Source organism: Pseudomonas sp. LBUM1678, from assembly GCF_059695575.1.
In genome coordinates, this window is sequence record NZ_CP166775.1 from 5,871,208 (window position 1) to 5,896,315 (window position 25,108).

Genomic DNA, 25,108 nt, shown 5'->3' on the forward strand with positions numbered 1-25,108 from the left:
GGAGCGAACAGTGATTACCTCGTCGACCGTTGTGAACTCAGTCGTAGAAAAACTTCGGGCCGCTTTGGCCCGTGGTCAGTGGCGCTCCGGCGAAATGCTGCCGGGGCAACGTGAGTTGGCCGAACAACTGGGCATCAGCCGCCCGAGCCTGCGTGAAGCGGTGATCGTGCTGGAAACCCTTGGCCTGGTGCGCTCGATGCCCGGCAAAGGCGTGGTGGTGCTGGACGCCCATCTCAGCGACAGCCAAAGCCACGACAGCGCGGTGGCCGGCGCCAGCCTGGAAGACGTGCTGCAACTGCGCTACACCCTCGAGCCCTTTATCGTCGGCCTGGTCGCGCAATCGATCAGCAGCAAGGAAGTCGGGCAACTGCGCCTGACCCTCATGGACATGCGCGAAGCGCTGGAAGCCAACGACAGCGAAGCCGGAGCGAACGCCTACATCGCCTTCCACGAAGAACTGTTCACGCTGACCTCGAACCCGATCTTCCAGAGCGTGGTGCAGCAGACCAGCAATGCCCTCAAGCAAAGCGCCGAAGTGCTGCGCAATTCGCCAGAGCATCTGGCCGAACGCCTTGAGGAGAACGAAGCCGTGGTGCGCGCGATCCGCAGCAAAAACAGCGCCCAGGCCAGCGCCGAGATGCGTCGGCACATCCTCCGGGAAGGCCAGCGGATGGGCATTGAGTTGAATATCCCGGACGACAACCTCGGCAGCTGAAACTGCTTCGAACTGGAGACAGGCCATGAATAGCTTCGCTTCACCGAAAACACTCACTGCCCTGCCCTTTCCATCGCGGGTGGATGATCTCTATTCGCGGATCTTCGACGCCATTCTCGAACAGCGCCTCACTGCGTCCAGCCGCTTTACCGAAGAAAGCCTGGCGCAGACGTTCAGCGTTCGACGCAGTGACATTCGTGGCGTGCTGACGCGCCTGTCTCATCAGCAGATCATCGTCCTTCGAGCGAATCATCGGCCCCGCGTTGCCGCGCTCGATGCCGAACAGACCCGGCAGACGCTGCATGCACGGCGGCTGACCGAGATCACGTTGGTGCGACTGGCCTGCCGGCAACCTCGTGCGCAAGACTTGAATCGCCTGCGTGCCCTGATCGAAAGCGAGCGCCGCTGTACCGCGCGGGGCCCGGCGATTCGGTTGTCGGGGGAGTTTCATTTGCAGTTGGCGGAAATGGCGGGGAATGCGCCGTTGGCGCATTTTCTCGGCAGTCTGGTGCCGCTGACGTCGCTGGCGATTGCGCAGTTTGATGCGCAGGTGGAGGGATATTGCGGGTGGCGGGTGCATGCGGGGATTCTGGATGCGATTGAGCGTGGGGATGCCGAAATGGCAGTGGCTTCGCTGAATCGGCATCTTGATCATCTGGAAGAGACATTGCTGAACGCTGGATCGAGATCCAGTCAAGATCGTGCTGCCGGTTAAATCGCCTTCGCGGGCAAGCCTCGCTCCTACAGGTAATTCATAGCCCTTGTAGGAGCGAGGCTTGCCCGCGAAGGCGTCATCACTGACGGACACAATGGTTCAATCCGCCGCCACCCGCGCAAACCCCTCACGGATTTTCTCTTCCGGCAAATCATCGGCAATAAACACGATCACGCTTTCCCGCGCCTCGTCGTCCGCCCACTCCGTGTCCCAGTCGAATCCGTAAAGCTTCAGCACCCCCTGAAACACCATGCGCCGCGGCTCGCCAACGATGTTCAACACACCTTTGTAGCGCAGCAATTGCTTGCCATGGTCTTCCAGCAGCTCGTTCATGAACTCACTGAGCCTGTCGAGATCCAGCGGCTTGTCGGTGCGCAGCACCAGGCTGGAAATCCGGTCGATGGAGGGCGCCTTGCCTACCGGGCGCAGGCTGACGCCGCCGAGGTCGGCATTCAGGTTGAAGCCGCGCACGTCGAGCAGCTCGGCCAGGTCGATCTTGCCGTGTTCGACCACGCGAATCGGCGCGCGACGGTTGATGCGGGTCAGGCGCTCGCTCAACGCGGTAAACGTCGATTCGTCCACCAGATCCCGTTTGCTCACCAGCAAGCGGTCGGCAAAACCGATTTGCGCCTGGGCGATGGTCTGGGTCAGGTGAGTGTCGGCGTGCGCCGCGTCGACCAGGGTAATGATGCCGTCGAGAATGTAACGCTCGCGCAGCTCTTCATCGATGAAAAAGGTTTGTGCCACCGGTGCCGGGTCGGCCAGGCCGGTGCATTCGATCACCAGCCGGTCGAAGGCGATTTCGCCGCTGTCCAGGCGTTCGAGCAGCAGGTACAAGGCCTTGGTCAGGTCGGTGTGGATGGTGCAGCAGACGCAGCCGTTGGACAGCGTCATCACTTGCACGGGTTCGTCACCCAACAGCTGGGTGTCGATACCGGCGTCGCTGAATTCGTTCTCGATCACCGCGATTTTCAGGCCGTGCTCGGCTTTAAGCAGGTGGCGCAGCAGCGTGGTCTTGCCCGCGCCGAGAAAGCCGCTGAGGATCGTGACTGGGATGGGAGAGGACAACTGGAGTCTCCTGTTTCACAAAATTAAAGTATCAACACAAAATAAATGTGGGAGCTAGCCTGCTAGCGATGGCGGACTGTCAATCAACAGTGATGTTGAATGTTCAGCCGTCATCGCCAGCAGGCTAGCTCCCACAGGAATTGCTGTTAACCCGACAACCGGGTCAACAACACTTCGGCCCACCCTTGCCACCGTAACGAGCTTCCTGGCGTTCCCGGAAGAACATCTCGTAACTCATCACCGGTTTGTCCGGGTGTTTGGTCTGCATATGCTCGACGTAGTTGTCGTAGTCGGGCATGCCGACCATCAGGCGCGCGGCCTGACCGAGGTATTTACCGAGGCGACTCAGGTCATTGAACATCGTGCATTCCTCGATTACGCATCCGGCAGCGCCTGGAACGGTGCTTCTTTATCCGTACGCTCTTTGCTGCCCCAGGCGGAAATACCGACCTTGAGCGCATAGAACAGGATACTGAAGACCACGAACAGGAACAGCGCGGTGAGCGTAGCGTTGGTGTAAGCGTTGAAGATCACGTGCTGCATCTGAGTGATGTCCTTGGCCGGGGCGAGGATCTGACCGTTGGCCAGGGCATCGCTGTATTTCTTCGCCAGCGACAGGAAGCCGATCGCCGGGTTGGCGTCGAACAGCTTGATGAAGCCTGCGGTGGTGGTGCAGATCAGCAGCCAGACCGCTGGCAGCATGGTCACCCAGACGTAGCGCTGGCGTTTCATTTTGATCAGCACAACGGTGCCGAGCATCAGCGCGATACCGGCCAGCATCTGGTTGGAGATACCGAACAACGGCCACAAGGTGTTGATGCCGCCCAGTGGATCGATCACGCCCTGGTACAGCAACCAACCCCACATCGCCACGCAGCCAGCGGTTGCGATCAGGTTGGCGGTCCAGGATTCGGTGCGTTTCAGCGCCGGCACGAACGAGCCGAGCAAATCCTGCAACATGAACCGTCCGGCACGGGTACCGGCGTCTACTGCGGTCAGGATGAACAACGCTTCGAACAGGATCGCGAAGTGGTACCAGAATGCCATGGTGTTTTCACCCGGCAGGACACTGTGCAGGATCTGCGCGATACCGACCGCCAGGGTCGGCGCACCGCCGGCACGGGCCAGGATCGTGGTTTCACCAATGTCCTTGGCCACCGCTTGCAGCGCTTCCGGGGTGATTGCAAAACCCCAGCTGGTGACCGTTTGAGCCACTGTCACCACGTCACCGCCGACGACTGCCGCCGGGCTGTTCATGGCGAAATACACGCCCGGTTCGATCACCGAAGCCGCGACCATCGCCATGATGGCGACGAAGGATTCCATCAACATGCCGCCGTAACCGATGTAACGGGCGTTGACTTCGTTATCCAGCAGTTTCGGCGTGGTGCCGGAGGAGATCAGCGCGTGGAAACCGGAAACCGCACCACAGGCGATGGTGATGAACAGGAACGGGAACAGACCGCCCTTCCACACAGGGCCAGTACCGTCGATGAACTGGGTCAATGCTGGCATTTTCAGCTCGGGCATGGTGACCAGAATACCGATCGCCAAGGCCACGATGGTGCCGATTTTCAGGAACGTCGACAGGTAGTCACGCGGCGCCAGTATCAGCCAGACCGGTAACGAGGCGGCCACGAAACCGTAACCGACCAGCATCCACGTAATCTGCACGCCAGTGAAGGTGAACGCCTTGGCCCAGACCGGATCGGCGGCAATCTGCCCGCCCAGCCAGATCGAACCGAGCAGCAGCAACACGCCGACCACGGAGATTTCACCGATGCGGCCCGGGCGGATGTAGCGCATGTAAATGCCCATGAACATCGCGATCGGGATGGTCGCCATCACCGTGAAAATGCCCCACGGGCTCTCAGCCAACGCCTTGACCACGATCAGCGCCAGCACCGCGAGGATGATGATCATGATCAGGAAGCAGCCAAACAGCGCGATGGTGCCGGGGATGCGGCCCATTTCTTCACGGACCATGTCGCCCAGAGAGCGGCCGTTGCGGCGGGTGGACATGAACAGGACCATGAAGTCCTGAACGGCACCGGCCAGCACCACACCGGCAATCAGCCACAGCGTGCCGGGCAGATAGCCCATCTGCGCCGCCAATACCGGACCGACCAGCGGCCCCGCGCCAGCGATGGCCGCGAAGTGGTGACCGAAGAGGATGTGTTTGTTGGTCGGGACGTAGTCCAGGCCATCATTGTTGATCACGGCGGGGGTGGCCCGTCGCGGGTCGAGTTGCATCACATTATTAGCGATGAACAGACTGTAATAGCGGTAGGCAACCAGATAAATGGCCACGGCAGCGACCACAATCCACAAGGCGTTGATCGCCTCACCTCGGCGCAATGCCACGACACCAAGGGCGCACGCTCCCACGATTGCCAGCAGCAGCCAGGGTAGATGGCGTAGCAGGCTATTATTATTTTTCATTTTATGATTCCAGCCAGGGTGGACAAGAAAGACAGCCACCCCGAGTTTAGCTCGCCTGACGACAAAGGCCATACCCCGACATTGGTCTAGAGAACTGTCCTGACTGGCAGGCTTTAACCATGCGGGTCTATAGTCAGCGGACAACCAGAGGATTGCGCCATGAGCGAGCACCCTGCCGAACGCCGCCGCTTCAAACGTATTGCGTTCGATGCCCGAACCGAGCTGAGCCAGGGGGAATTCATCTGGCCGGTGAAGCTGATCGACCTGTCACTCAAGGGGCTGTTGATCGAGAAACCCGAGCCGTGGCTGGGTAATCCAGATTGGCATTTCCTGGTCGATATTCACCTTACCGAGGATGTCGAGATCAAGATGGATGTGATGTTGACCCACGATGATCATGGCCAGCTCGGCTTTGTCTGCAAACACATCAGCCTGGAATCCATCGAGCGCCTGCGGCGATTGATCGAATTCAACCTGGGGGATCCCCAGGAACTGGAGCGCGAATTGGGCGCCCTGATCGAAATCTGACGGCCCGACACTAATCCAATGTGGGAGCGAGCCTGCTCGCGATAGCGATCTGACATTCACCATTTATGTCGACTGGCATACCGCTATCGCGAGCAGGCTCACTCCCACAGGGTTTGTGTTCTATCTGGAAGGTTATTCGAACAAGGCGTCGAGGGCCTGTTCCAGACGGGTCACGGCAATAATCTGCAACCCCGGCGGCGCTTCCTTGGGCGCATTGCCCTTGGGCACGATCGCGCGTTTGAAGCCGTGCTTGGCGGCTTCCTTCAAACGTTCCTGGCCACTCGGTACCGGGCGCACTTCTCCCGACAGCCCGACTTCACCGAACACCAGCAAATCATGCGGCAAAGGCCGGTTGCGCAAACTGGACATGACGGCCGCCATCAACGCCAGGTCGGAGGCCGTTTCCAACACCTTCACCCCACCGACCACGTTGAGAAATACGTCCTGATCGTGAGTCGGAATCCCGCCGTGACGATGCAGCACCGCCAGCAACATCGCCAGGCGATTCTGATCCAGCCCCAGCGTGACCCGACGCGGGTTCGCCAAGTGGCTGTCATCCACCAGCGCCTGAACTTCCACCAGCATCGGCCGCGTCCCTTCCCACGTCGCCATGACCACGCTGCCCGGCACTTCTTCCTGCGCACGAGTCAGAAAAATCGCCGACGGGTTGGAGACTTCTTTCAGCCCCTTGTCGGTCATGCCGAACACGCCCAATTCATTGACGGCACCGAAACGGTTTTTCACCGCACGCAGCAATCGCAGGCGCCCATCGGATTCGCCTTCGAAATACAGCACCGTATCGACCATGTGCTCCAGCACGCGCGGCCCGGCCAATGCGCCTTCTTTCGTCACGTGGCCGACCAGGAAAATCGCGGTGCCACTCTGCTTGGCATAACGCACCAGCAACGCCGCACTTTCCCGAACCTGCGACACGCCACCCGGTGCCGATTGCAATTGTTCGGTGAAGATCGTCTGAATGGAGTCGATCACCATGACCTTGGGCTTTTCAACCCGGGCGGTGGCAATGATTGTTTCGATGCAGGTTTCGGTCATCACCCGCAGCTGATCCTGAGGCAAGCCGAGACGGCGGGCGCGCATGGCCACTTGCTGCTGGGATTCTTCGCCGGTGACGTACAGCGCCGGCATGACTTTGGCGAGGTTGCACAAGGTTTGCAGGAGAATGGTCGACTTGCCGATGCCCGGATCACCGCCGATCAACACCACCGAACCATCCACCAGGCCGCCACCCAACACCCGATCGAGCTCGCTGGACGCGGTGGAGAAACGCGGAATCTCTTCGACGCTGACTTCGGCCAGGGTCCTGATCTGTGCCTGTTGGCCGGTCCAACCGGTGCGACCGCTGGGTGGTGCGGCACCGCCGCTCTCGACCATGGTTTCGGTCAGCGTGTTCCAGGCCCCGCACTCGCCGCACTGGCCGGCCCACTTGGGGAAGGTTGAGCCGCACTCGGTGCAGCCGTACATGCGCTTGGCCTTGGCCATCTGAACTCCCGGCAAAAACCGCGATGATAGCTCAGCTGAAGCGGATCAGCGCGGCGCTGCTGTGCGGATTTCACCCTTGGCCAGACGCGCGGCGCTGTTGCCCAACGGATCTTCGGCATTCAGGTCGGCACCCTTGGCCTTGAGCTCATCCAGCAATTCGACCCGTTTGAACAATCCGGCATACATCGCGGCAGTCTGGCCGGCGCCGTTACGTTGGTCGGGGCTGCAATGAGCGGCCAACAGGGTTTTGGCAATCTGGATTTCGCCCTTGAAAATGGCGCCCATCAGGGCGGTGTTGCCGCGTTGATCCTGCGCGCAAGCGTCGGCCCCAGCCGCGAGCAAACGGTCCACGGTGGCTGCCTGGCCGTGATAGGCGGCAAGTATCAGCGCGGTGTATCCCTTGCCGTCGCGGGTATCGAGGGAGTAACCGGCCTCGATGAAGGTATCGAGCATCGGCACATCGCCACGGCGGGCGGCGTCGAAGTAGTAATCCTGCAGTTGAACCTTCAGCGCTGCTGGATCTTCGGCCGGCCCGCCGAAGACGCTGAACGAAACGCACGCCATTAACAACGATAGACAAAAACGCATGGCAAGCTCCTTGGTCTGACGGGACCTCGTTAGAGGCCCCGCTTTTCAGGCAAACGTGATCAATCAGCCAGCTTGGCCGCCAGTGCCTTGACCCGGCTCAGATCCCCCTTGGCCACCTTGGTCACCCCGCTCCCGTATTCCGGGTCGGCCTTATAAAGGAAGGACAGGATGATGTGCTTGCTCTCTTCATCGGTGGTGGCCAGTGAACCGCCGAAGCTCTCGATCAAGTCCTTGCGCTCTTTCTTGCTGAACGAGCGATACAGATCGCCGGCCTGCTTGAAGTTCTGCTCACGCTGGATCTTCGCCTGCTGCGTGCTGCCCGACAGGGCCAACTGGCTGTACCGCGCGGCTTGCGGCTCGTCACGCGGCAGCAAACGGCTCGGCTGATAATTAACACCGCTGCTGCTGTGGCCGATGTTCATCGCGCCATCCTGATTACCGTTGTTCACGGCGACCTTGGGTGCATTGATCGGCAATTGCAGTGCATTGGCGCCCAGGCGATACAGTTGAGTATCGGCATAAGAGAACACCCGGCCCTGCAACAAGCGATCTTCTGAAGGCTCGATACCTGGAACAAGATTGGCCGGTGCCATGGCAACTTGTTCCGTTTCCTGGAAGACATTTGCCGGATTACGGTTCAACACCATTTGTCCAACTTTTCGCTCAGGAACTCCGGGCCATATTTTGGTTGCGTCCAATGGATCAAAATCAAACTTGTACAAGTCTTGAGGATTTAACACCTGGACGTACAAGTCCCATTTCGGAAAGTTACCCTTGTTAATATGACTCACCAGGTCATTGGTCATATGACTGTAGTCTTGACCTTGAACTTTGGTGACTGCTTTTGGATCGAGATTATTAATCCCCTGCAGACTTTTCCAGTGGAACTTCACATAGTGCACTTCACCCTTGGCATTAACCAACTTGTAAGCATGAACACCATTACCGTCCATTTCCCGATAACTGGCCGGTGTGCCGGAATTGGAATATAACTCCGTCAGGGTGCGGGTAGCCTCTGGTACATGAGAGAAGAAATCGAAGCGGCGGGCATCATCGTCCAGGTTGGTACGCGGGTCCGGCTTGAAGGCGTGGACCATGTCCGGGAATTTGATGGCATCACGAATGAAGAAGGTCGGGAAATTGTTGCCGACCAGGTCCCAGTTGCCGTCCGCCGTGTAGAACTTGGTAGCAAAGCCCCGGGGATCACGCAGGGTTTCTGGCGAATGGTTGCCGTGGACCACCGCCGAGAAACGCACAAATACCGGCGTGCTCTGCCCACCAGCGAACACCTTGGCCTTGGTCAGGTCACTCAGGTCCTCCGTCACGGTGAAGGTGCCGTGGGCACCGGTGCCGCGGGCATGCACGACGCGCTCGGGAATTCGTTCACGGTCAAAGCGTTGGAGCTTCTGGATCAACTGCACGTCCTGTAGCAGCACCGGGCCGTTGGCGCCGGCGGTCTGCGAGTTCTGGTTGTCGCCGACGGCAGCACCGTTATCGCGGGTCAGTGGCGCAGCATGGACGGAGAAGGACAGCAGGCTGGCGGTTAACACGCCAAGGGTACTCCGATGGGGAAAAGCCCCGAGGCCAATGGTTGAAGTCATATCAGGTTCCTCTGTTTTCAAGGCGCACTCCAAGTGCGCTGCCCAGAGGCTAGAGGCCCGGACCGCAGAACATAAATAGAAAGAACGTAATGCGATGATTCAGAAAATTGTGTGGCTAATCAGCTTGTTAGCGCGTAGTTCCCGCGCGAATGGTGGCACTTTGAAAACTAATTGGCGGCAAATGTGTCGATAAACACGAGCATTGTAAGACGGTGTTTCGAGCAAGAGCCGTCCTGCTGAATTACACTGCGATCCACCAACCTCATCTGTAACAAGGAAATAACCTATGGGCGTGATAAGTGAGTTCAAGGCCTTCGCGGTCAAAGGTAATGTGGTCGACATGGCCGTCGGTATCATCATCGGCGCCGCGTTCGGCAAGATCGTTTCATCGTTTGTCGGGGACGTGGTGATGCCGCCAATCGGCCTGCTGATCGGTGGGGTGGACTTCAGTGACCTGGCCGTTACGCTCAAGGCAGCCAACGGGGAGGTCCCGGCGGTGATGCTGGCCTACGGTAAGTTCATCCAGAGCCTGATCGACTTCATCATCGTTGCGTTCGCAATCTTCATGGGCGTCAAAGCCATCAACCGTCTGAAACGCGAAGAGGCCGTTGCGCCAACCCTGCCGCCGGTTCCAACCAAGGAAGAAGAGCTGTTGAGCGAGATCCGTGATCTGCTCAAAGCCCAGAACAATCAGCCCTGAAGGCTGGCTGCATGCAGAAACGGCGCCTTCGGGGCGCCGTTTTTTTTTACCAGAAGTTTTCCACCGCTACCTGGCCAGGTCGTCGGCTGAGGCTCAAGTGCATGTCGCGTTGCTTGAGCAACTTGCGCGTGTCATCGATCATCTGCGGGTTGCCGCAAAGCATGACTCGCGAGTGCTCGGCCGTCAGCGCCACCCCTGCCACCCGCTCCAGTTCGCCATTTTCTATCAGCGTAGTGATTCGCCCGTTCAAGGCGCCGGGGTGCTGCTCGCGCGTAACGGTGGCGATGAACTGCAACTTGTGCGCGTACTCGGCCAGATAGTCGCGCTGTGCCAACCCCGCTATCAGCTCCTGATAAGCCAGCTCGCGAGACTCGCGTACGCTGTAGACGAGGATGATCCGCTCAAACTTCTCCCACACTTCGAAGTCCTGCAGGATCGACAGAAACGGTGCCACGCCCGTGCCTGTGGATAACAACCAGAGATCGCGGCCATCGACGAAACGATCCAGCGTCAGGTAACCAAAGGCCTGACGGTCGACCAGCAGCGTATCGCCGACCTCCAGCCGACTCAGTTCACTGGTGAACTCCCCGCCAGGCACGACGATGGAAAAGAACTCGAGAAATTCGTCATGGGGCGAGGACACCATTGAGTAGGCACGCCACACTGTGCTGCCATCGCTTCGGGTCACGCCAAGCCGGGCGAATTGCCCTGCGCGAAAACGAAAGCCGACATCTCTGGTGGCCCGCAACGTGAACAGGTTGGGGGTCAATGGATGAACGTCGGTCAGGGTCTGGCGAGTGAATTTTTCGGCACTGGCAGTCATGGGCTGCTCCATTCAACAGATGCCCCCAGTGTCCCGCAAAGTGGGGAATGTAAACACCGGTGATTTGTAGTGGCTTTGCGCAGCGCGCCTTTTTACGGTCATTACTGCGTTTGATATTGGGCGTCGCTAAACATTAACCAGAAGGTACAAAACAAGTTTAAATAATTGAATGGTGTACGTCATGAAACCTGCCTCCTCCGGGCTAAGAACTAGTTATTTATTTTTCAGTGGTTTCAAGAGCGAAAAAATTGCAACGCATGTGTAGGAATACTCCTACACTCGTGGCGTGCTGGATTTCGGATCCAATTTGCACCCCCAGGATGCCCACATGGAGTTACACCAATGGATATGTGGAAGGAATCACAATTTCACAAGATATCTAACGCGAGGGATATTTCGGCGGCCTTCGAGATGTCACTTAACCTCGTTAAGAACCTTGGCTTTAATTTTTGTGCCTTTTCAATAACATCTCACTCACGAGGCCCGCACTTCGACAGAGTGAATCTTAACAACTACCCAACCGTCTTGAACGAGAAATATGATGAAAACCACTTCAGCGATGTAGATCCGATACTGGCCCATTGCAATCGTTCAACATTGCCCATTGTATGGGAAGAGAAGGAGTACTCGAAGGCACAAACGCTGTGGCAAATACAAAAACAAGTCGGTTTGCAGTATGGCTGGTCGCAGTCGATTCATGGCAACAATGGGCTGCGCAGCATGCTCAGCCTGGCCAGACGCAACTGCCCCATCACCCCCTGTGAATTGTATGAAAAATTAGGTTACACGATCTTCATCATCCACCAACTGCATCAATTCATCGCTGAAAAGCTGCCTGCACGCATGGAGGATCCCCGCGAACCCCATTTAACGGCACGCGAGATCGAGGTACTGAAACTGTCGGCCGATGGCAAGACGGCGTGGGAAATCGCCACAATCCTCAACGTCTCGGAGCGCACTATAAGTTTCCATGTCGGCACCGCGATGAAGAAATTGGGCGTCAACAACAAGCTCGCCGCCGTCATAAAAGCCGCCAGGGCCAACATGATCTGAGCAGCACGCCTGAAAACCGAGGACGAAAAACCCGCGAGTATTCCAAAAGAAAAAAACGTACCATTTGCGGTTCCTCCAGAGTGATGACGAGTGAAACATCACGTCGCAGTCCGCTCGGACGGCCCCGCCCGCTACAACGCCTCAGGTAGCGGGACACCACACCCGTTGACTACCCAGAGCCCCGCCTCATGCCCCTGCTCGAAACACCCTTTGCCCAACTCGATCTGATCCGTCAGCCAGAACAGCAGAACGAACCGCTGCAAGCTTTCGATGCCGCAGACGAATACCTGCTCAATCATCTGGCCGAGCAGCAGCCGGGCGCGGACACCCGAGTACTGGTGCTCAACGATAGCTTCGGCGCATTGGCAGCGAGCCTTGCGGGAAAAGTCCTGGTGACCAGCAGCGGTGACTCGTTCCTGGCCTTCCAGGGTCTGGAAAAGAATCTGATCCGCAACGGCCAGGCATTTGATGCGGTGCCGGTTGTTCCGGCGAACGAAGCATTCACCGGCCCGTTTGACCGTGTGTTGATCCGGGTGCCGAAAACCCTGGCCTTGCTGGAAGAGCAACTGATTCGTCTGCAAAGCCAACTGGCTCCGGGCGCTCAGGTGATTGCGGCAGCGATGGTCAAGCATCTGCCGCGCGCCGCGGGTGATCTTCTGGAACGTTACATCGGCCCGGTGCAAGCCTCGTTGGCGGTCAAAAAAGCCCGGCTGCTGATCGCAACGCCTGAAGCCAAAACCCCAGCCGTGTCCCCCTACCCTTCACGCTATCAACTCGACACACCGGCGATCGAACTGCTGAACCACGCCAATGTGTTCTGCCGCGAAGGGCTGGACATCGGCACACGAGCATTTCTCCCACACTTGCCACAGAACCTCGGCACAGCGCGCGTCGCCGACCTCGGTTGCGGTAACGGCGTATTGGCAATCGCCAGCGCTCTGCAAAACCCAGATGCCCATTACACGCTGGTGGACGAGTCGTTCATGGCAGTGCAATCGGCCGCCGAAAACTGGCGCGCTGCGCTCGGTGATCGCGACGTAATCGTGCGCGCCGGCGATGGCCTGGCCGGGCAAGAGGCGCAATCGCTGGACGTGGTGCTGTGCAATCCACCGTTTCACCAGCAACAAGTCGTCGGCGATTTTCTCGCCTGGCGGATGTTCCAGCAGGCGCGTGAAGCCTTGGTGACAGGCGGTGCGCTGTACATCGTCGGCAACCGCCACCTGGGTTACCACAGCAAGCTCGCGCGGCTGTTCCGTGGCGTAGAGCAAGTGGCGGCCACGCCGAAATTCGTCATTCTCAAAGCACGCAAATAATCGCAGATAAAAAAAACCCTCATGACAGGAGGGTTTGAATCCGTGCCGCAAGGCAACGGGATGGGAATGCGGGTGTTTCAGTGCGTGGACAGACCTGCGGCATTCATGAACATGCGCATCAGGCTCGCCACGATAAACAGGGCGCCCACGCTACCGACCCAGATCAAGGCCAACCAACCGAGCCGCTGCAAAAGCGGTTTCTTCTCTGCTGCCTTGATTTCCTCAAGGGAATGTTTGCCAGCCATCATCGTGACCTCCTCTGAAACGGCGCAGGATTCGGCCCTGCGCCGTTATCGTGTGTACTAGTGATAACCGTCTTCGTGGGTCACCTTGCCGCGGAATACGTAGTAGCTCCAGAAGGTGTAACCCAGGATGAACGGGATGATGAACAGCGTACCGACCAGCATGAAACCCTGGCTTTGCGGCGGTGCAGCGGCGTCCCAGATCGAGATCGACGGCGGCACGATGTTGGGCCACAGGCTGATGCCCAGACCGCTGTAGCCAAGGAAAATCAACACCAGTGTCAGCAGGAACGGCGTGTAGTTCGCATTGCGAGCCACGGCGCGGATCAGACCGTACAGGGTCACCAGCACCAGAATCGGCACCGGCAGGAACCAGAAAAGATTCGGCAGCGTGAACCAGCGCGCCGCGATCTCGGCATGGGCCAGCGGGGTCCAGATACTGACGATGCCGATCACCGCCAACAATACAAACGCCAACGGCCGCGCCAGATCATGCATCTGTTCCTGCAATTTGCCTTCGGTTTTCATGATCAGCCAGGTGCAGCCCAGCAGCGCATAGGCCACCACCAGCGCCGCACCGCAGAACATTGTGAACGGCGTCAGCCAGTCCAGTGAACCACCGGCGAACTGGCGGTTGACCACCGGCAATCCATCGATGAATGCACCCAGCGCCACACCCTGGAAGAAGGTGGCGGCAATCGAACCACCGATGAATGCCTTGTCCCATAGATGGCGCTTGTCGTCCTTGGCCTTGAAGCGGAACTCGAACGCCACGCCACGGAAAATCAGCCCGATCAGCATGAAAATCAGCGGCAGGTACAGCGCCGAGAGCACTACCGAATAGGCCAGCGGGAACGCGCCGAACAACGCCGCGCCGCCCAGTACCAGCCAGGTTTCGTTGCCGTCCCAGACCGGGGCGACGGTGTTCATCATCACATCACGGTCGGTCTTGCCCGGGATGAACGGGAAGAGAATCCCGATCCCCAGGTCGAAGCCGTCCATGACCACGTACATCATGATGCCGAAGATGATGATCACGGCCCAGATCAGCGGAAGATCAATACCCATGACTCAAATCTCCTTGGTCAGGCTGGGATCGTGGTCGTCGTCGGCGGAATCGTCGGCTGCGGACAGCGGACGGGCCGGCGTGCGTTTCTTGCCTGGACCACCCTCGGGCGTTTCCGCGCCTTCGTCGATCTTCGGCCCTTTGCGCACCAGGCGCATCATGTAGCCCAGACCGGCACCGAACAGTGCGAAATACACCACCACGAACAGGATCAGCGTGATGCTCATCTGCATGAAGCTGTGATTGGAGGACGCGTCCGCCGTGCGCATCAGGCCGTAGACCACCCACGGCTGACGGCCGATTTCAGTGGTGAACCAACCGGCGAGGATCGCGATCAAGCCGGACGGGCCCATCCACAACGCCAGGTAGAGGAACGGTCGCGAGGTGTACAGCTTGTCACTCTTGCGCAGCCACAAGCTCCACAGACCGGTGAAGATCATCAGCATGCCCAGGCCCACCATGATCCGGAACGACCAGAAAACGATGGTCGAATTCGGCCGGTCTTCAGGCGGGAAATCCTTGAGCGCCGGCACCTGTTTGTCTAGGGAATGCGTCAGGATCAGGCTGCCCAGGTACGGAATTTCCACGGCAAATTTGGTCCGTTCTTCTTTCATGTCCGGCCAGCCGAACAGAATCAGCGGGGTCGGCTCATCGCCGTGATTTTCCCAGTGCCCTTCGATCGCGGCGATTTTCGCCGGTTGATGCTTGAGTGTGTTGAGACCGTGAAAGTCACCGATGACGGCCTGAATCGGCGCCACGATCAAGGCCATCCACATGGCCATCGAAAGCATGGTGCGAATCGCCGGGTTGTCCTTGCCACGCAGCAAGTGCCAGGCCGCCGAAGAACCGACGAAGAAGGCAGTCGCGACGAACGCGGCGGTTGCCATGTGCATCAGGCGGTAGGGGAATGACGGGTTGAAAATCACTGCAAACCAGTCGGTTGGAATGACCTGGCCATTGATGATTTCGAACCCCTGCGGGGTTTGCATCCAGCTGTTGGAGGCGAGAATCCAGAAAGTCGAGATCAGCGTACCGATGGCGACCATGACCGTGGCGAAGAAGTGCAGGTTGCGCCCGACCTTGTTCCAGCCGAACAGCATGACGCCAAGGAAACCGGCCTCAAGGAAGAACGCTGTCAGGACTTCGTACGTCAGCAACGGCCCGGTCACGGAACCGGCGAAGTCCGAGAAGCGGCTCCAGTTGGTGCCGAACTGATAGGCCATGACCAACCCGGAAACCACGCCCATGCCGAAGTTGACGGCAAAGATCTTCGACCAGAAATGGTACAGATCGCGGTAAGTGTCGTTGTTCGTCTTCAGCCACAGGCCTTCGAGTACCGCCAAGTAACTCGCCAGGCCAATGGTGATGGCCGGGAACAGGATGTGGAACGAGATGGTGAACGCAAACTGAATTCGGGCGAGATCAAGCGCCTCCAAACCGAACATAAGTCTTCCTCTGTCAGTAATATCGGCTGAAGGCTTGCGGCCTGCACCCACTGCCCCCACGGATATGGAGTGTGGCGAATTTGAATTCGTTCTTTTTTTACAAACATCACAACGTAGGGAGTCTGGCCATCTGGCCGCCGGATCATTTCCACAAGGGTCTTGATCTGGATCAAGCAATGGTTAAAAGAGTAGTCCCATTTTTGACGATGGACGGTGTGGTCTTTTGACGCGTGACAGGTTGCCTCATAGCTGTGCTCATGACCTGAAACACATTACCTGTGGGAGCGAGCCTGCTCGCGAAGCGGTGTGTCAGGCGGCAGAAGTATCGACTGATACGCCGTCATCGCGAGCAGGCTCGCTCCCACAGGTGTTTTCTGCGTTTTTTAGGGATCGGTGTCTAGCTAACTAAATTTTCCAGCCTGCAACTTCTGGTTACAGGTTGGTGATAATCTCGCCCCTCCCCTCGCTCAAGACTTTCCCCCAGATGCCCAGCCAAGCGCCCTTGCTGTTACGTCATCACCGTCCTTTTATCGCGTTCTGGTTGGCTCGGGTGTTTACCGCCAGCGGTTTTCAGATGCTCACCGTGGCCATCGGCTGGAATCTGTATCAACTGACCGGCAATGTGCTCGACCTGGGTTTGGTGGGGCTGGTGGAGTTTGCCCCGCGGGTGCTGTTCATGCTGCACACCGGGCATGTCGCAGACCGCTATGACCGGCGCAAGGTCGCGGCGATCTGTCAGTCCTTGCAAGCGTTGATCGCATTGGCCCTGGCCATCGGCAGCGCGACCGATCATGTCACCCGGGAGATGATCTTCATCCTCGCGTTCCTGCTAGGCGCCGCGCGCTCCTTCGAGATGCCGACCACCCAGGCCTTGCTGCCGAGCATCGTGCCCAGCGCGCTGTTCCCCCGCGCCGTCGCCGCCGCGCAGTCGGCTCAACAATCAGCCACCATCGTCGCCCCGGCCCTGGGCGGTTTGCTTTATGCCTTCGGCAGTGTCTGGGTGTACGGCCCGACGGTGATTCTCTACATCATTGCCTGCCTGTTGATGCTCAACCTGCCGGCCCGGCAAACGCCGCTGAACAAGGGCAAGGCGACCCTGGATTCATTGCTCGCGGGTATCCGCTTCATTCGCAGTCGCCCGGACATTCTCGGGGCGATTTCCCTGGATCTGTTTGCGGTACTGCTCGGTGGTGCGACGGCGCTGCTGCCGGTGTTCGCCAAGGACATCCTGTTGACCGGCCCATGGGGCCTGGGCCTGTTGCGCTCGGCCCCGGCAGTCGGTGCGTTGCTGATGTCGCTGTACCTCGCGCGTTTTGCCGTGGAGCGCAAGGTCGGGCGGGTGATGTTCACGGCCGTCGGTGTGTTCGGCGTCGCGACCATCGCGTTCGGCCTCTCGACCTCGTTCTGGTTTTCCCTGGCCGTGCTGGTGGTGTTGGGCGCGGCGGACATGATCAGCATGGTGATCCGCGCCTCCTTCGTGCAACTGGAAACCCCGGACGAAATGCGCGGCCGGGTCAGCGCCGTGAATGGTTTGTTCATCGGTGCTTCGAACCAGCTGGGCGAATTCGAATCCGGCGTCACTGCCCATTGGTTCGGCACCGTGCCGGCGGTGGTGATGGGTGGGATTGGCACGCTGGTGGTGACTGGGGCGTGGATCAAACTGTTCCCGACCCTGGCCAACCGCGACCGCATGCATGTGCCGGTGGAGGAGGCCAGGGTCTAAAGCAGTTTGTCGAGGGTGATGGGAAAGTCCCGCACCCGCTTCCCGGTGGCGTGATAGATCGCATTGGCTACCGCCGCCGCGACCCCGACGATCCCTATTTCGCCGACGCCCTTGGAACCGAGAGCGTTGACGATCTCGTCATGCTCTTCGACAAACAGCACATCAATGTCGCCGATATCTGCGTTTACCGGGATGTGGTACTCGGCCAGGCTATGATTCATGTGACGACCCAATGCATGGTCGGTTTGCGTCTCCTCGTGCAATGCCATCCCGATGCCCCACACCACACCACCGAGAATCTGGCTGCGGGCCATCTTCGGGTTGACCACTCGACCTGCAGCAATCGCGCTGACCACTCGGTTGACCCTCACCGTGCCCAAATCCTCATCGACCAGCACTTCGACGAACACCGCCGAATGGGTCGCGGTAGCATAGGCATCGCGCTTCTTGTCCGGCTCGGCGTCGACCTGGACGTCGAGGGTGTCTTCGCCACTGTCCCGCGCCAGATCGGCCAAACTCACACGTGCCTCACCGAAGGACAATTGCCCTTCTTCGAAAACCGCTTGCTCCGTGGTCACACTGCTGAACGCCGGATGTGTCTGTCGCGCCACCGCGAGCAATTTTTCCTTTAACGCCTCGCAGGCCTGCTGAACGGCGGTACCTACCGACGACACAGTGAACGATCCGCCCTGCAACGGTGCGGTCGGTAATGAAGAGTCGCCGAGGACAAAGGTGACATCCCTCACGGAAACGCCTGACGCCTGAGCAGCGATTTGCGTCATCACCGTATAAGTGCCGGTGCCGATATCCGTGGTCGCACTGCTGACCGTCAGTTTGCCGCGGTGATCAAGTGATGCCTTGGCGCTGGCCTTTTGTTGCATCGCTTCCCAGACACCGCCAGCCATGCCCCAACCCACCAGTTGCCGGCCCCGGCGCATATTGCGCGGTTCGGCATTGCGCTTGTCCCAGCCAAAACGTTGCGCGCCCTGGGCGTAACACTCGCGCAGCTCTTTACTTGAATACGGTTTGTCTTCGTTCTGATTGCGCTCGGCGTAGTTGATCAGGCGCAACTGCACCGGATCGATTGCCAATGCGCAGGCCAGTTCGTCCATCGCACATTCGAGGCCAATCAAACCTAGCGCGGCGCCCGGAGCACGCATGTCCAGCGGCGTGAACACGTCCAGCGGCACCAGTTTGTAGGTCAGCTGCACGTTGTCGCAGTGGTAGAGCATGCCGCTCCACTCCACCACGTGCTCGGTGAAATCTTCGAAACGCGAGGTCTGGCCGATAGCGCAGTGGGCGACCGCGAGCAGGCGACCGTTGGCCGCCGCACCCAATTGCAAACGTTGCAAGGTGCGCGGCCGATAGCCGAAGGTGAACATCTGCTGACGCGTCAACGTAACGCGCACCGAACGCTTGAGATGCAGCGCCGCCATGACCGCCAGCGGCAGCTGATATTGCGGACGCAGGCCGGAACCGAACGCCCCGCCGACATAAGCGGCGAAAATCCTGACCTGCTCTTTCTCCAGCCCGAATACCTTTTGCACATAGGACTGACAGTTCTGCGGTCCTTGTGTCTTGTCATGGATGTGCAGACTGCCATCGGCCTGATACAGCACCGTGCTGGCATGGGGTTCCATCGGGTTGTGGTGTTCGATCGGCGTGCTGTAGTTCAGATCAAGGCTGATGGCCGCGCCGGCAAACCCGGCCTGAAAATTCCCACGAGGCTTGGGCAGTTCGGCGGGTGCAGGTTTGGCTTCGCCTTGCAGGTTTAGCAGATCGGTTTGATGGGGCTCTGTGCCGTATTCGATCTTTACCAACGAACCGGCATGTCGCGCCAGCTCCAGGTTATCCGCGACAATCAATGCCAGCGGCTGGCCGCTGTACAGGACCCGGTCGTTGTACAACGGACGAAACGGCGAACCGTCAGCCGAGTCGGCGTCTTCATAAGACTTGTCGTAGCTGGCGATTTCCGGGCGATGGAGGTGATCAATCACTGCGACGACACCGGGCAAAGCCAGCGCCTCGGACGCATCAATGCTGAGCACCCGTCCACAAGCGATAGTGGCGGAAACGACGCTGCCGTGAAGCAAGCCGTCTTCAGAGAACTCCCCGGCATAGCGGGCCTGACCGGTGACTTTGAGATGACCGTCGACCCGATCCAGTGGCTGGCCCACGGGCAAAGTGAATGTGTTCATCAGACTTGTCCTCCCCGTGCGGCATCGCTCAGGGCGCGGACGATTGCCCGGTGTGCGAGTTTGACTTTGAAGGCGTTGTGTTCGAGCGGTTCGGCGTTTTGCAGCAGCCTGTCCGCCGCTTCGGCGAAGGTTTCAGGGTTGGCGGTTTTGCCTGCCAGAAAGTGTTCGACGGCAGTGTCACGCCAGGGTTTATGGGCCACACCACCGAGCACCAGTCGCGCCTCGCGGATGATTGAACCTTGTATGTCCAGCGCTGCAGCCACCGAAACAAGGGCAAAGGCATAGGACGCACGATCACGAATTTTCAGGTAATGGCTGTACTCGGCAAAACCGGTGGCAGGTAATTCGATCGCGGTAATGAGTTCGTCGTCGGCCAGTTGGTTATCGCGCTCCGGCGTATCGCCCGGCAACCGGTGGAAATCGGCGAACGCGAGGGTTCTCGTGCCGTTGCGACCTTGTACGTGGACCACAGCTTCCAGCGCAGCCAACGCCACACACATGTCCGAAGGATGAGTCGCAACGCACTGCGCACTGGCGCCCAGGATTGCGTGGATACGGTTGAGACCGTCCCGCGCCGGGCAGCCGCTACCGGGTTCACGTTTATTGCACGGCACGCTGGCGTCGTAGAAGTAATAGCAGCGAGTGCGTTGCAGAAGATTGCCGCCGGTGCTGGCCATGTTGCGCAACTGCGGCGATGCACCTGCCAGGATCGCTTGGGACAATAAAGGGTAGCGCTGTTCAATCAGCGGGTGCCAGGCAAGGTCGGCATTGCTGACCAGGGCGCCAATCATCACACCACCGCTGGCCGTTTCCCTCACGTCGCGCAAAGGCAACCCGGTGATGTCGATCAAATGTTCGGGGCGAGTGAGGTTCTCTTTCATCAAATCCAGCAGATTCGTACCGCCGGCAATGAAGCGCGATGCCGGACCGGCGAGATGCACGGCGTCTTGCACCGAATCCGGCTTGCTGTAATGGAAAGGGTTCATTGGCCATCTCCCTGAACGTTCCGCTGACGGCACGCGGGTAGTGCCTCTTCGATGGCATCGCGGATGTTGCTGTAGGCGCCGCAACGGCAAAGGTTGCCGCTCATCAGTTCCTGAATCTGTTCAGTGGTCTGCGCCCGTCCTTCATTAACCAGCCCCACCGCCGAGCAGATCTGCCCCGGAGTGCAATAGCCGCATTGAAAAGCATCGTGCTTGATGAATGACTGCTGCATCGGGTGCAATTCGTCGCCGTTCGCCAACCCTTCAATCGTCGTCAACTCGGCGTCGTTGCACATCACCGCGAGTGTCAGGCAGGCATTCACCCGTTTGCCATTGAGCAATACCGTGCAAGCACCGCATTGGCCGTGGTCGCAGCCTTTTTTAGTGCCGATCAGGTCCAGTTGCTCTCGCAAAAGATCCAGCAGCGTGGTCCAGGGCAGGACCTCAAGCTGCCGCTCCTGACCATTGAGGGTCAGGTGGAGCGGATGAAGGGCATAGGAAGGCTGCGCAGCGTCGGGAGTGGTCACGCTCATAAACACCTCACGGTAGGTCGTACATTCGCGGCGTTTTGGTCAACCACCGTCATAAGGGGTACGACTTCACCTTGGGGTGAGCGTTCAAGGGAATTGATGGGCGTAGAAAGTCTGGTCAGGAATTCAGGCCGACTACGACCTCTGGCAAGCGGAGCATCGTGAGCAACCGTTTATCGAGCCCATCGCCATTCACGCCTGAGGTTTTTCAAACCACCAATTCCCCCGCCACTGCAGTGCGCGTGGTTTTGCCACAGAGTTGCTCCACCAGCGACAGGGCAAACTGCAGTGCCGCACCCGATCCCTGCGCGGTGATGCAGTTGCCGTCGACCACCACAGGCTGGTCAACAAAATTGCAGCCCGACAATTGATGGCTGGCCGAAGGCAGGCAGGTCATGCGCCGCTGACGTAATACGCCAAAGGCTTGCAACGCCAGCGCCGGGGATTCACCGATGCCGGCGAACAGACGCCCGGCGGAGGCCTGGTCCTTGACCAACTGTTGCAGGGGTTGATGGGCGGCGAGGTGTTGTGAGCCCACTTCACCGCCGGGCAAAGCGATCAGGTCGAACGGCTGGGCCAGCAAATCCACCAGCATCGCGTCGGCGGTCAAGCGGGAACCACGGGCACAAGTGATCATGCGTCGGCCCTCGATGCTCGCCACTACCACTTCAACCTTGGCGCGGCGCAGCACATCGATCAGGGTGACGGTTTGCAGGTCATCGATGCCCTCGGCGAGGGTAATCAAAGCTCTAAAGGTCATGGGCACGGTCCACAGGATGATCTTCAAAGCGTAGTCAGCTTTCCCGACCCTTGTTCGAGCGCAGGCGTTACTTGATGTAAAGCTGGGTGGACAGCTTATCGCTCGGTGCATTGATCGAGGTGTTGCTGAACGTGAAAATCCCGTCCTGCTTGCCCCCAAGATTGAAGATATACAGATAACCGACGGTTTTTGCCCCAGGCGTGCACTCGGTCAGGTTGCCGGTTTGAAAGGCACACACCGGCGTCCGGGTGCCGTCCACTTCAAAACCATCCAGCGCGACATGCGGACTAGGACTACCGTAGCCGACTTCCAGCACATAGACCTTGATGCCCGGACCTCTGTGGTCGCAACTCGTCTGGGTCTGCCCTTCGGCAATGTTTTCAAAACCACAGGCCGGCGATTCAACCTTGACCACTTTCAACTGACTCAATCGTGGAGCCATCGCCGCCGAGGCAGTTTGCGCCCCCAGCAACAACGCCATCGCGACGCCAATAACCGCTGCCCCACACTTTTTAATGCAATCCATAACGCCCCCCAAAACCAGCGCGCAGTATGGCTCAGTTCGCTTTACGGCAAAACATCGGCGACGATCGCAGCCATAAGCAGCCACAGCCCCACGCTGCTGGTATGATGCGCGGCTTTTTCCGACCTGCAGAAAATTACCAGGCGCCTTCAACGGCCTGTGCTTTGCTGTTGAGGTCGATACATTCACGGCGCCGGGCGCGCCACGGGGAGCAGACATGCTGGAAAGGCTGTTTCAACTCAAGGCACACAACACCAACGTGCGTACCGAGATTCTGGCGGGCATCACGACCTTCTTGGCCATGGCCTACATTCTGTTCGTCAACCCGAGCATTCTCGGGGAGACCGGCATGGACAAGGGCGCGGTGTTTGTCGCGACCTGTCTGGCAGCGGCCATCGGCTCCACCGTAATGGGCCTGATCGCCAACTACCCGATCGCGCTCGCGCCGGGCATGGGCCTGAACGCCTTCTTCACCTACACCGTGGTCCTGCACATGGGCCATACCTGGCAAGTGGCGCTGGGTGCGGTGTTTATCTCGGCGGTGCTGTTCTTTCTGCTGTCGATCTTCCGCATCCGCGAATGGATCATCAACAGCATCCCGTTGCCACTGCGCTCGGCGATTGCCGCCGGTATCGGCCTGTTCCTGGCGCTGATCGCCCTGCATAACGCCGGCATCGTGGTCAGCAACCCAGCGACCATGGTCGGCCTCGGTGACCTGAAACAACCCGCTCCGATCCTCGCCACCCTTGGCTTCGCCCTGATCGTCGCCCTCGAAGCGCTCGCCATACGCGGCGCGGTGCTGATCGGCATTCTGGTGGTGACCATCGCGTCCATCGCATTGGGCTTCACCCCGTTCGGCGGCGTGATGTCGATGCCGCCGTCCCTGGCGCCGACCTTCCTGCAACTGGACATCAAGGGTGCGCTGGACATCGGTCTGGTCAGCGTGATTTTCGCCTTCCTGTTCGTCGACCTGTTCGACAACTCCGGCACCCTGATCGGCGTCGCCAAGCGTGCCGGCCTGATGGGCAAGGACGGCCACATGCCGAAAATGGGGCGCGCCCTGATCGCCGACAGCACCGCGGCTATGGCCGGTTCGCTGCTCGGCACTTCGACCACCACCAGCTACATCGAATCCGCCGCCGGCGTGAGTGCCGGTGGCCGCACCGGCCTGACCGCCGTCGTGGTAGCGATTCTGTTTCTACTGGCGCTGTTCTTCTCGCCATTGGCCGCCAGCGTCCCGGCATTCGCTACCGCACCGGCGCTGCTGTTCGTCGCGGTGTTGATGACATCCGGCCTGGCCGAAATAGACTGGGATGACATCACCGTTGCCGCACCGGTCGTGATCACCGCGCTGGCCATGCCGTTCACGTATTCCATCGCCAACGGCATCGCCTTCGGTTTCATCTCCTGGACCGCGATCAAACTGCTGTCCGGACGCGGCCGTGAGCTGAACCCGGCGCTGGTGATTCTGTCGATTCTGTTTGTGATCAAGTTGGGTTGGTTCAACGCATGACTTTTGATTCCCAGGCCTACGCCGCTCAGCTCGAAGAAAAGGTCACGCGCCTGCGCGACCTGCTGGCCCCGTTCGATGCACCGGAACCTGCGGTGTTTGACTCGCCGCTGAAAAATTTCCGTCTGCGTGCCGAATTCCGCCTGTGGCGCGAAGGCGGCGATCGTCATTACGCGATGTTTTCCCAGGAAGACAAACGCACGCCGATCCTGATCGAAGAGTTCCCGATTGCCAGCCTGCGCATCAATGAGCTGATGCCGCAGCTCAAGGCAGCATGGAAAGCCAGTGCGGCGCTGAGCCACAAGCTGTTTCAGGTGGAGTTCCTGACGACCCTGGCCGGCGATGCGATGATCACCCTGTGCTATCACCGCCCGCTGGACGAACACTGGCACACGGCGGCATCGAAACTGGCCGCCGACCTGAACGTCAGCGTTATCGGTCGCTCGAAAGGCAAACGCGAAGTGATTGGCCAGGATTACGTGGTCGAGAAACTGGACGTCGGGGGCCGCACATTCAGCTACCGCCAGCCCGAAGGCGCATTCACTCAGCCCAACGGCACCGTGAACCAGAAGATGCTCAACTGGGCTTACGACGCCCTCGGCGATCGCCCGTACGATTTGCTGGAGCTGTATTGCGGCAACGGCAACTTCACCCTGCCGCTGGCGACCCGCGTGCGCAAAGTGCTGGCCACCGAAATCAGCAAGACTTCGGTGAACGCCGCACTGAGCAATCTCAGCGAAAACGCTGTGGATAACGTCACCCTGGTGCGTTTGTCCGCCGAAGAGCTGACCGAAGCCTTGAACGAAGTCCGCCCGTTCCGTCGCTTGCACGGCATCGACCTGAAGAGCTACGAGTTCGGTAGCGTCTTCGTCGACCCGCCTCGTGCCGGCATGGACCCGGACACCTGCGAACTGACCCGGCGCTTCGACAACATCCTCTACATTTCCTGCAACCCGGAAACCCTGGCGGCCAACATCGCCCAGTTGCACGACACCCATCGCATCACCCAGTGCGCGATGTTCGACCAGTTTCCGTGGACGCATCACATGGAATCCGGGGTGTTGTTGACTCGTCGTTGAGTG

The 25,108-nt window shown here is 59.2% G+C and carries 24 protein-coding genes and 1 pseudogene; 10 read left to right on the forward strand and 15 right to left on the reverse strand.

The genetic code is table 11. The annotated features are described in order from the left end of the window. Positions 1-10 precede the first annotated feature (10 nt). Together ACA070_RS26690 and ACA070_RS26695 are read left to right on the forward strand one after the other, a co-directional pair. Entirely contained in the window at positions 11-715 is a 705-nt protein-coding gene (locus ACA070_RS26690; protein ID WP_497448972.1) for a FadR/GntR family transcriptional regulator, read from the forward strand. 25 nt (positions 716-740) lie between these two features. Then, complete coding sequence (locus ACA070_RS26695) at positions 741-1,430, forward strand: GntR family transcriptional regulator (protein WP_497448973.1); 690 nt, start codon at positions 741-743, stop codon at positions 1,428-1,430. A 99-nt stretch (positions 1,431-1,529) separates the two neighbouring features. Here ACA070_RS26695 and yjiA read toward each other — a convergent pair whose 3' ends face one another. The 3 genes from yjiA to ACA070_RS26710 form a co-directional block, all read right to left on the reverse strand. Next, the gene (yjiA, locus tag ACA070_RS26700; RefSeq protein ID WP_497448974.1) at positions 1,530-2,498 is read right to left on the reverse strand and encodes a GTPase; all 969 of its coding nucleotides are present in this window, start codon (positions 2,496-2,498) and stop codon (positions 1,530-1,532) included. A gap of 163 nt (positions 2,499-2,661) precedes the next feature. Beyond that, entirely contained in the window at positions 2,662-2,859 is a 198-nt protein-coding gene (locus ACA070_RS26705) for a YbdD/YjiX family protein (RefSeq protein ID WP_007895266.1), read from the reverse strand. A gap of 14 nt (positions 2,860-2,873) precedes the next feature. Continuing rightward, a complete protein-coding gene (locus tag ACA070_RS26710) occupies positions 2,874-4,940 on the reverse strand; it encodes a carbon starvation CstA family protein (protein WP_497448975.1) in 2,067 nt (688 codons plus the stop codon). A 159-nt stretch (positions 4,941-5,099) separates the two neighbouring features. On the opposite strand from ACA070_RS26710, the gene ACA070_RS26715 reads away from it, so the two are divergent. After that, a complete protein-coding gene (locus ACA070_RS26715; protein WP_497448976.1) occupies positions 5,100-5,468 on the forward strand; it encodes a PilZ domain-containing protein in 369 nt (122 codons plus the stop codon). Positions 5,469-5,600: 132 nt separating this feature from the next. Here ACA070_RS26715 and radA read toward each other — a convergent pair whose 3' ends face one another. The 3 genes from radA to katB are packed head-to-tail and all read right to left on the reverse strand — an operon-like array spanning position 5,601 to position 9,157. Continuing rightward, positions 5,601-6,968 (reverse strand): DNA repair protein RadA, encoded by a 1,368-nt coding sequence (radA, locus tag ACA070_RS26720; RefSeq protein WP_497448977.1) that lies wholly within the window; start codon positions 6,966-6,968, stop codon positions 5,601-5,603. Positions 6,969-7,013: 45 nt separating this feature from the next. Continuing rightward, on the reverse strand, positions 7,014-7,556 hold the full coding sequence (locus tag ACA070_RS26725) for an ankyrin repeat domain-containing protein (protein ID WP_497448978.1): 543 nt from the start codon (positions 7,554-7,556) through the stop codon (positions 7,014-7,016). A 59-nt stretch (positions 7,557-7,615) separates the two neighbouring features. Then, entirely contained in the window at positions 7,616-9,157 is a 1,542-nt protein-coding gene (gene katB / locus ACA070_RS26730) for a catalase KatB (protein ID WP_497448979.1), read from the reverse strand. 286 nt (positions 9,158-9,443) lie between these two features. On the opposite strand from katB, the gene mscL reads away from it, so the two are divergent. Then, positions 9,444-9,857: a large-conductance mechanosensitive channel protein MscL gene (gene mscL / locus ACA070_RS26735; RefSeq protein ID WP_497448980.1), complete on the forward strand. Its 414-nt coding sequence runs from the start codon at positions 9,444-9,446 to the stop codon at positions 9,855-9,857. 46 nt (positions 9,858-9,903) lie between these two features. Here mscL and ACA070_RS26740 read toward each other — a convergent pair whose 3' ends face one another. Then, positions 9,904-10,680, reverse strand: a complete 777-nt coding sequence (locus ACA070_RS26740) for a ferredoxin--NADP reductase (RefSeq protein WP_497448981.1) — start codon at positions 10,678-10,680, stop codon at positions 9,904-9,906. 342 nt (positions 10,681-11,022) lie between these two features. Here ACA070_RS26740 and ACA070_RS26745 point away from each other — a divergent pair, with 342 nt between their 5' ends. Both ACA070_RS26745 and ACA070_RS26750 read left to right on the forward strand, forming a co-directional pair. Continuing rightward, positions 11,023-11,733 (forward strand): helix-turn-helix transcriptional regulator, encoded by a 711-nt coding sequence (locus tag ACA070_RS26745; protein WP_497448982.1) that lies wholly within the window; start codon positions 11,023-11,025, stop codon positions 11,731-11,733. Positions 11,734-11,921: 188 nt separating this feature from the next. Then, on the forward strand, positions 11,922-13,046 hold the full coding sequence (locus tag ACA070_RS26750) for a methyltransferase (RefSeq protein ID WP_497448983.1): 1,125 nt from the start codon (positions 11,922-11,924) through the stop codon (positions 13,044-13,046). Positions 13,047-13,123: 77 nt separating this feature from the next. Here the strand turns inward: ACA070_RS26750 and ACA070_RS26755 are convergent, their stop codons facing one another. From ACA070_RS26755 to ACA070_RS26765, 3 genes are read right to left on the reverse strand one after another with little or no spacing between them, the layout of a single operon-like run. Then, positions 13,124-13,291, reverse strand: coding sequence for a DUF2474 domain-containing protein (locus ACA070_RS26755; RefSeq protein WP_497452028.1), 168 nt, complete (start codon positions 13,289-13,291; stop codon positions 13,124-13,126). A gap of 57 nt (positions 13,292-13,348) precedes the next feature. Continuing rightward, the gene (cydB, locus tag ACA070_RS26760; RefSeq protein ID WP_497448984.1) at positions 13,349-14,356 is read right to left on the reverse strand and encodes a cytochrome d ubiquinol oxidase subunit II; all 1,008 of its coding nucleotides are present in this window, start codon (positions 14,354-14,356) and stop codon (positions 13,349-13,351) included. A 3-nt stretch (positions 14,357-14,359) separates the two neighbouring features. After that, the gene (locus ACA070_RS26765; RefSeq protein ID WP_497448985.1) at positions 14,360-15,799 is read right to left on the reverse strand and encodes a cytochrome ubiquinol oxidase subunit I; all 1,440 of its coding nucleotides are present in this window, start codon (positions 15,797-15,799) and stop codon (positions 14,360-14,362) included. Between the two features lie 484 nt (positions 15,800-16,283). Here ACA070_RS26765 and ACA070_RS26770 point away from each other — a divergent pair, with 484 nt between their 5' ends. Further along, positions 16,284-17,522, forward strand: coding sequence for an MFS transporter (locus ACA070_RS26770; protein WP_497448986.1), 1,239 nt, complete (start codon positions 16,284-16,286; stop codon positions 17,520-17,522). Here the strand turns inward: ACA070_RS26770 and ACA070_RS26775 are convergent. The 3 genes from ACA070_RS26775 to ACA070_RS26785 are packed head-to-tail and all read right to left on the reverse strand — an operon-like array spanning position 17,519 to position 21,236. Beyond that, a complete protein-coding gene (locus tag ACA070_RS26775; RefSeq protein WP_497448987.1) occupies positions 17,519-19,720 on the reverse strand; it encodes a xanthine dehydrogenase family protein molybdopterin-binding subunit in 2,202 nt (733 codons plus the stop codon). The two genes, ACA070_RS26770 and ACA070_RS26775, sit on opposite strands and share 4 nt — an antisense overlap. Continuing rightward, entirely contained in the window at positions 19,720-20,706 is a 987-nt protein-coding gene (locus ACA070_RS26780; protein ID WP_497448988.1) for an FAD binding domain-containing protein, read from the reverse strand. The genes ACA070_RS26775 and ACA070_RS26780 overlap by 1 nt, the downstream gene beginning before the upstream one ends. Then, complete coding sequence (locus ACA070_RS26785) at positions 20,703-21,236, reverse strand: (2Fe-2S)-binding protein (protein WP_497448989.1); 534 nt, start codon at positions 21,234-21,236, stop codon at positions 20,703-20,705. The genes ACA070_RS26780 and ACA070_RS26785 overlap by 4 nt, the downstream gene beginning before the upstream one ends. A gap of 106 nt (positions 21,237-21,342) precedes the next feature. On the opposite strand from ACA070_RS26785, the pseudogene ACA070_RS26790 reads away from it, so the two are divergent. Further along, positions 21,343-21,435, forward strand: a pseudogene (locus ACA070_RS26790) (HigA family addiction module antitoxin); the annotation flags it as partial. Between the two features lie 6 nt (positions 21,436-21,441). On the opposite strand, the gene ACA070_RS26795 reads toward ACA070_RS26790, so the two are convergent. Together ACA070_RS26795 and ACA070_RS26800 are read right to left on the reverse strand one after the other, a co-directional pair. Beyond that, on the reverse strand, positions 21,442-21,993 hold the full coding sequence (locus ACA070_RS26795; RefSeq protein ID WP_497448990.1) for a DJ-1 family glyoxalase III: 552 nt from the start codon (positions 21,991-21,993) through the stop codon (positions 21,442-21,444). A 67-nt stretch (positions 21,994-22,060) separates the two neighbouring features. Continuing rightward, a complete protein-coding gene (locus ACA070_RS26800; protein ID WP_497448991.1) occupies positions 22,061-22,519 on the reverse strand; it encodes a DUF4879 domain-containing protein in 459 nt (152 codons plus the stop codon). 214 nt (positions 22,520-22,733) lie between these two features. Here ACA070_RS26800 and ACA070_RS26805 point away from each other — a divergent pair, with 214 nt between their 5' ends. Both ACA070_RS26805 and trmA read left to right on the forward strand, forming a co-directional pair. Continuing rightward, a complete protein-coding gene (locus ACA070_RS26805) occupies positions 22,734-24,029 on the forward strand; it encodes an NCS2 family permease (RefSeq protein WP_497448992.1) in 1,296 nt (431 codons plus the stop codon). Continuing rightward, entirely contained in the window at positions 24,026-25,105 is a 1,080-nt protein-coding gene (trmA, locus tag ACA070_RS26810; RefSeq protein WP_497448993.1) for a tRNA (uridine(54)-C5)-methyltransferase TrmA, read from the forward strand. Before ACA070_RS26805 ends, trmA begins: the two co-directional genes overlap by 4 nt. Positions 25,106-25,108: the final 3 nt, after the last annotated feature.